The following is a 7049-nucleotide window of genomic DNA, read 5'->3' as shown; positions in this document are numbered from 1 at the left end:
CATCGTACGGCTCCTTTCATACTGAAAAAGTCCGCCGAAAACTCGCTTACATCATGGCACTGTTTACTGGGGGCCGCTCAAAAAACTGCTGCTTCGTGTCGTGCGCCCGGGTGAACTGCGCAGGCGTCAGATAGCCGAGCGAACTATGAGGCGGTCGGTGTTGTACTCGATACGCCATTCCTCAATCAGCCGCTTGGCGTGGCGCATCGAGACGAACCAGTGCTCGTTCAGGCATTCATCGCGGAACCGCCCGTTGAAGCTCTCGATATAGGCATTCTCCACCGGCTTGCCAGGCCGAACGAACGACAGCGTGACACCGGCTTCGTAGGCCCATGCATCCAGCACCTTACCAGCGAACTCCGGCCCGTTGTCGACCGTGATGGATGCGGGTAAGCCTCGCATCTCCTTGAGCTGCTCGAGCACTTGCTGCACTCGTAAGCCCGGCAGCGAAGTATCGACCTCGATGACCAGGCACTCGCGCGTGTACATGTCGCAGAATCATGGTCACAACCTGATCTTCGTATCGGAACTGGCGGCGATAAATCGGCTGGCCTCGATTACCGAGGAGGCGAACGCCGGCAAAGCGTTCGGGCTAGTCGTGCAAGAGGTCGTCGAGGTCGCCGGCTTGTATAGCGACTACGTTGTCGCGGTCTTGACGGCATTGCTTGGAAACGATGTTATTGATTCACTGATGATCGAGGAGATGCCGCGGGCAAAACAGATTGAACCTAGATCCGACAGGATCATGTTCTTTGAGCTGCCTGTCCGTGATTAGGGATGTTTCGTATTTTTAGACGATCTTTGTGAAACCAAATGAAGAGTTGATTTTGACCACAAAAATACTCGAAGAGCGGGGCTACTTCTGGTGGAACGACACACCGCTGCCGGACAATCACTTTGCACCGCCGGAAGCCATAACGGGTACGCTTTCTATCGATGAGAGCGGGCGAATTCGGCTTAAGCTCGACAACTACTTCGATAACGAACATGGTCCCATGGCAGTGCTAGTTTCAGGAGCGCAGGAGTTGCCTCCCGACAGGACTATCCAGGGGCGACTCATAGACAGCAACAAATGCGTACTGTTGCTTAGCTTGCGGCGACGCGGTGGGAGATTTAGCAGCAACGGCGTCTCATTCGACGGCTTTGCAGCCGACTACTGTTTGATCTCGCGGTTGACCAGACCATTTGGCGTGAAGCCGATTCTTTTCGACACAATGGACGTCGACATGGACGGGTTCGAGGGGTGGTTGAGACTCGGCAGTATTGAGACGAAGCGAACGAGATCAAGCGTCGCCGCGAAACATCGTCTTCCGAAGCCTTGTCTATATGAGCTCGGTGATTGTGCACTGTCAGTGCGCTATGACATCTTGGCGCCGTTTCCGAGTTCTCATGTACATCGATCGCATGAGCTCCGACTCGTCGAGAGCGCGTTCATTCGCGTGAAGTACAAGCAGAAACGTTCGCTGGACGAAATGCTCGAAGAGTATCGACTTGTTCAGGACTTGTTCATCTTGCTTACAGGTTCAAATTACTCGCTGGCGCGGCCGCGCTTAAAGGCCAATCGTAGTATTTTTGACGTGTACTTTTACGGCCAGCGTCGGTCTTCAGAGATGCCGGAGTGGCGAGACTGCTGGACAAATTTTATTCAATTGCGAGAAAGTTTCGGGAGGGTATTCGATGCTTGGCGACAAAAGCATAGCGAATTTGGGCCCGGTTTCTACCTGTATCTTGGTACGCGCCGTGGTATGCAATTGTATGTCGAGCATCGGTTTGTGAATCTCATCTGGGGCCTTGAGTCACTCCATCGTCGTAAGGAAGGAAATTTCGCGCCTGCTCCGAAGTTGCAGGAAAAGATTCAGCGCATCTTGGGGCAAGTTGCTAACAAACGTGATCGTAGTTGGCTTGAAGGCCGACTTAAAAATGCAAGCGAGCCATCGTTGCAGGAACGACTGTTCGAGATGTTCCGCGCGCTTCCGCTCGATTTTCTCGATGTGAATTTGCAAAATTTTTGTGCTGCGTGTGCTAAGGCCCGCAACGATATTTCGCACTTTGGAGGTCAACGTCACGAGGGGAAATATCAAGACTTCGTCAAGGATGTAGCAATGAAAACGGAGGCTGTGGCGTACATGTACCATGCACTGCTGCTAAAGGAGATTGGCGTCGATATGGAACAGACTAAGCAATGGTTGTTCGATGGACCCAAATCACACGAGGTACTGCACGCATTTCGGGAAACCGGGCTCTTGGCATGAAGTAGCGCACTGAATGTTCATATCCTCGTGCAGATTTGCTCCATTCCACCTAAGCCTAGCTATCGCCCAACGTTGATCGGGATGACCGAAGCGCCAGCCTCAAGGGCGTCGAGGTGATCTGCCCAGTGCTGCATCATCTTTCGGCGCTCATGCAGGAATTCGGCGTGCACGTATGCGGCAGTGACTTGATTGCGTTCCGCATGCGCGAGCTGACGATCGACGACGTCTCGACTGTAACCGAGTTCCCTTAGCACGGTTGCGGCCAAGCCGCGGAATCCGTGGCCGGTCATTCGCGACTTGTAGCCCATGCGATAGAGCGCGTAGAGCATGGTGTTGTTCGAGATGTGGCTTCGACCTTGGACGCTATAGAACACATGCCGGTGGGCGCCGTTCAGCTCACGCAAGGCGGCCAATGTGTCGAGAGCCTGACGCGACAGCGGGACAATGTGCGGGTCGCGCATCTTCATCCGCTCGGGAGGAATCCGCCACTCGGCGGCACGTTCGTCGAACTCATCCCACTCCGCGTTGATCATCTCGGTTGTTCGAGTGAACGTCAGTGCCATGAAGCGGAGCGCCAGCCGCGTGACGAGATCGCCTTGGTACGCGGCGATGTCTCTCATGAGTTGCGGGATTTCAACGGGCTTGACCCGCGCCATGTGTTTGACGCCACTACCTTTCTTGAGAACAGTCTCGGCGTCGATGTCGGCAGCGGGGTTGCGAGGGCATCGCCCCGTCATGATTCCGTACTGGAACACCGCCCGCGAGCGCTGGAGGATGCGCCTTGCTGTCTCTCGCACACCGCGAGATTCGACAGCTCTCAGGATCTCGAGCATGTCGGGCGCCTCGATGTCTCGGATCGGACGGTGGCCGATTCGGGGGAAAACATCGACCTCAAGCGAATTGATCACTTTGCCGGCATACACTTCGGTCCAGCCATCCTTCTGGGTCACAAACCACTCGCGCGCGACGGCTTCAAACGTCGACGCGGCTTCGATTGCCCGGGTGCGTTTAACTTCCCGCTTCTGCTCGGTGGGATCGGTGCCGGCGGCCAGTTGCTTCCGCGCATTGAGGCAGGCCTGTCGAGCCTCAGCCAGTGTCACCTCTGGATAGACGCCGAAGGCGGCGCGGTTCTCTTTGCCGTCGAATCGATACTTCATCCGCCAGTATCTTGATCCATTCGGCATGACCTCGAGATACAAGCCCTTGCCGTCAGCTAGGCGGTAGGGCTTGTCGGCCGGCTTGGCCTTGCGGATCTGCATCTCGGTCAGCGGAGTAGCGCGCTTCGGCATGGCGTGGGGGCATCGAGTTTGGGGGCATGGAGGCATGTCCCAAAAGATGCCCCCAAGTTAGGTTGCTTGTAGTGGGTAACCTTGGGCAATGATGGCAGCGAAAGTCCGGGCGACACAAGGCTGTGTGCGACCTTTTGGGTAACCATGGGAGACGATGGGAACTTGTTTGGTCCCCCCGACAGGAATCGAACCTGTATCTAGCGCTTAGGAGGCGCTTGTTCTATCCATTGAACTACGGGGAGAGCCATGTCCGGGTAATCGCAAAACACGCGAACCGGACGGCGGTGTGGACAGCGCGCAGAGTATAGCAAACACGCGGCGCGTCGGCGGGGCGGAATGCACGCCGACGCGTGTGATCGCGCAATCGGCCGCGACCGGAAAATCAAAGAATCAGCGAATCAGAAATCGACGACAACAAAATCGTCCTTGCCCACATCGCACAGCGGACAGCGCCAGTCGGCGGGAATGTCGGCGAAACGGGTGCCGGGCGCGATGCCTTCGTCGGGCAGCCCTTCCGCTTCGTTGTAGACCCACCCGCAAATCAGGCAGACCCAGCTCTGGTATTCGGTTACTTCGCTCATGTAGCGCTCGGGAAAAATGGAAATCCGGTGATGCCGTCCGCGGCCTGGCCGGCGGACGAAAGGCGCAATGGTACCGGAATTTCGCCGAACGGCTCCGCAACGTCGTGTTAAACGTACGCATCGCGAACAACGCAACCGAAACACATGTGCCTTGCGTGCGGTGTATGCTTCCCGGGCTGTCCAATCATAAGGAGAATGCGATGCTGAACAGAAAGTGGATCGCGGGTGCGGTGTGTGTGGCGGCGATGGCCGTGTCGACGATGGCGCGGGCCGAGGCGCGCGTGTATTTCGAAGCGCCGAGCGAAGGCGCGACGGTGTCGAACCCGGTGCACGTGAAGTTCGGGGTCGAAGGGATGGAACTTCGACCGGCCGGCGACATGACGCCGAATACCGGCCATCATCACCTGCTGATCGACGGCCGGCCGATTCCGAAGGGCGACGTGATTCCCGCGAGCGAACGTTCGCTGCACTTCGGCAAGGCGCAGACCGAAACCGATATCAAGCTGCCGCCCGGCCAACATACGCTGACGCTACAGTTCGGCGACGGCATGCACCGGTCGTACGGCCCCGAACTGAGCTCGACGATCTCGATCAATGTGAAGTAAGCGCGTATGCCGCGTACGGGCGCCTTGGGCGTCCGGCGCGGAATGATCGATCGGCCGGCCTTGGGCATCCGGCCGACGCGGGCCTTTTGCCCGGAACCCGCGCCCGGCGTCTGCGACCGGCAGCCGGGCGCACCCGGTGTACGATCGCATCGCATCGACGCGCTTCGCTGGACACGGCCTGCCAGCCGTCGAAGGCGCGTTCCAACCCGCCCCTCGACCCGTTTGCCGGGCTTATCCGTCCGGCCATACCGGTGGCGTCGCCCGCGACCGGTACAATGGGCGCTTCCGATTTCTCTCATCGCCGTCTCCCCATGTCGCTCTATTCCATTTCCGGCGCGCAACTCGCGTTCGGTCACGTCGCGTTGCTCGATCACGCGGATTTCTCGCTGGAAGCCGGCGAGCGCGTCGGCCTGATCGGCCGCAACGGCGCGGGCAAGTCGTCGCTGTTGAAGATCGTCGCCGGGCTCGCGAAGCCCGACGACGGGCTGGTCACGCGCCAGCAGGAGCTCGTGACCGTCTATGTGCCGCAGGAGCCTGAATTCGAGCCGGGCGCGACGGTGTTCGACGCAGTGGCATCGGGGCTGGCGCACACGCGCGAACTGCTCGAAGAATACGATTCGATCGCGCACCGCCTCGCGGATATCCCCGAAGGCGCCGAGCACGATGCGTTGCTCGCGCGGATGAACGCACTGCAGTCGTCGCTCGATGCGCACGACGCGTGGAGCTGGCGCACGCGCGTGTCGATGACGCTCGCGCAGATCGGCCTGGCGGACGTCGACGCGCCGGTCGACGCGCTGTCGGGCGGGATGCAGAAGCGCGTCGCGCTGGCGCGCGCGCTGGTGCTGCAGCCCGACGTGCTGCTGCTCGACGAACCGACCAACCACCTCGACTTCGACGGCATCCGCTGGCTGGAAGAGCTGCTCGTCGCGCAGCGCGCGGGCCTGCTGTTCATCACGCACGATCGCGCGTTTCTCGACCGCGTCGCGACGCGCATCGTCGATCTCGATCGCGGCCGGCTGCTGTCGTACCCGGGCAATTTCTCCGCGTACCAGACGCGCAAGGCGCAGCAGCTCGAAATCGAGCGCGTGGAAAACGAGAAGTTCGACAAGCTGCTCGCGCAGGAGGAAGTGTGGATCCGCAAGGGCGTCGAAGCACGCCGTACGCGCAGCGTCGGCCGCATCGCGCGGCTCGTACAGATGCGCAACGAGCGCGCGGAGCGCCGCAACGCGCAGGGCAACGTGAAGCTCGACGTCGCGCAGGGCGAGAAGTCCGGCAAGATCGTCGCGGAGCTGACCGACGTGACGAAGCGCTACGGCGGCCGCACGGTCGTCGATCGCTTCTCGACGACGGTGATGCGCGGCGACAAGATCGGCTTCATCGGCCCGAACGGCGCCGGCAAGACGACGCTGCTCAAGCTGATTCTCGGCGAACTGAAGCCCGACGAAGGCACGGTGCGCACCGGCACGAACCTGCAGGTCGCGTATTTCGACCAGATGCGTGCGCAGCTCGACCAGGAAAAGAGCCTCGCGGATACGATCAGCCCCGGCAGCGAATGGGTCGAGATCGGTGGCGTGCGCAAGCACGTGATGAGCTATCTCGGCGATTTCCTGTTCGCGCCGGAACGCGCGCGTTCGCCGGTGAAGTCGCTGTCGGGCGGCGAGCGCAACCGGCTGCTGCTCGCGCGCCTGTTCGCGCGTCCGGCCAACGTGCTGGTGCTCGACGAACCGACCAACGACCTCGACATCCCGACGCTCGAATTGCTCGAAGAACTGCTGGCCGACTACGACGGCACGGTGCTGCTCGTCAGCCACGATCGCGCGTTCCTCGACAACGTCGTGACGTCGGTGATCGCGGCCGAGGGCGACGGCAAGTGGCGCGAGTATGTCGGCGGCTTCACCGACTGGCAGATCCAGAGTGCGCGTGCGGATCAGCTCGCGCAGCAGGAAGCGGCAAAGCGCGTGGTCAAGGACGCGGCGCCCGTCAAGGAAGAGGCCGCGAAAAGCGCTGCGGGCCGCAACGCGCAACGCACGGTGAAGCTGTCGTTCAACGAGCAGCGCGAGCTCGATTCGCTGCCGGAGAAGATTGCCGCGCTCGAAGAGGAGCAGAAGACGATCAATGCGCAACTCGAAGACGGCTCGATCTTCGCGAAGGATCCGCAGGAAGGCACGCGCCTGACCGAGCGGTTCGCGGCGATCGACGACGAATTGCTCGCCGCGCTCGAACGGTGGGAAACGCTCGAGGCGAAGCGCAAGCCCGCGTAAAACGCTTGACGCGTCGCGCGGCCGGCGGCCGCCGCGCGCGATTCCGCGATTGGCGTGCCAC

The 7049-nt window shown here is 60.4% G+C and carries 6 protein-coding genes, 1 tRNA gene and 1 pseudogene; 4 read left to right on the top strand and 4 right to left on the bottom strand.

Going from position 1 to position 7049, the window contains the following annotated elements:
• Positions 1–46: 46 nt before the first annotated feature.
• Positions 47–492 (bottom strand): annotated as a pseudogene (locus HWX39_RS31590) (integrase core domain-containing protein); the annotation flags it as partial.
• On the opposite strand from HWX39_RS31590, the gene HWX39_RS31585 reads away from it, so the two are divergent.
• Both HWX39_RS31585 and HWX39_RS31580 read left to right on the top strand, forming a co-directional pair.
• The gene (locus HWX39_RS31585; protein WP_175971531.1) at positions 488–775 is read left to right on the top strand and encodes a hypothetical protein; all 288 of its coding nucleotides are present in this window, start codon (positions 488–490) and stop codon (positions 773–775) included. The pseudogene HWX39_RS31590 and the gene HWX39_RS31585 overlap by 5 nt on opposite strands.
• A gap of 28 nt (positions 776–803) precedes the next feature.
• Positions 804–2252, top strand: a complete 1449-nt coding sequence (locus HWX39_RS31580) for a HEPN domain-containing protein (RefSeq protein ID WP_175971530.1) — start codon at positions 804–806, stop codon at positions 2250–2252.
• A gap of 59 nt (positions 2253–2311) precedes the next feature.
• Here HWX39_RS31580 and HWX39_RS31575 read toward each other — a convergent pair whose 3' ends face one another.
• From HWX39_RS31575 to HWX39_RS31565, 3 genes are all read right to left on the bottom strand, one after another.
• Positions 2312–3541, bottom strand: a complete 1230-nt coding sequence (locus HWX39_RS31575; protein ID WP_175971529.1) for an integrase arm-type DNA-binding domain-containing protein — start codon at positions 3539–3541, stop codon at positions 2312–2314.
• A gap of 167 nt (positions 3542–3708) precedes the next feature.
• Positions 3709–3783, bottom strand: a tRNA-Arg gene (locus HWX39_RS31570).
• A gap of 156 nt (positions 3784–3939) precedes the next feature.
• Complete coding sequence (locus HWX39_RS31565; RefSeq protein WP_045567368.1) at positions 3940–4122, bottom strand: rubredoxin; 183 nt, start codon at positions 4120–4122, stop codon at positions 3940–3942.
• 200 nt (positions 4123–4322) lie between these two features.
• On the opposite strand from HWX39_RS31565, the gene HWX39_RS31560 reads away from it, so the two are divergent.
• Both HWX39_RS31560 and HWX39_RS31555 read left to right on the top strand, forming a co-directional pair.
• On the top strand, positions 4323–4727 hold the full coding sequence (locus tag HWX39_RS31560; RefSeq protein ID WP_175971528.1) for a DUF4399 domain-containing protein: 405 nt from the start codon (positions 4323–4325) through the stop codon (positions 4725–4727).
• A gap of 275 nt (positions 4728–5002) precedes the next feature.
• Positions 5003–6988 carry an ATP-binding cassette domain-containing protein gene (locus tag HWX39_RS31555; RefSeq protein ID WP_175971527.1) on the top strand — a complete coding sequence of 662 codons (1986 nt, stop codon included), beginning with the start codon at positions 5003–5005 and terminating at the stop codon, positions 6986–6988.
• Positions 6989–7049 lie beyond the last annotated feature (61 nt).

The sequence above is a fragment of the Burkholderia sp. BCC0322 genome, from assembly GCF_902833045.1.
Lineage (GTDB): Bacteria > Pseudomonadota > Gammaproteobacteria > Burkholderiales > Burkholderiaceae > Burkholderia.
This window is presented reverse-complemented; position numbering and strand designations above follow the sequence as displayed.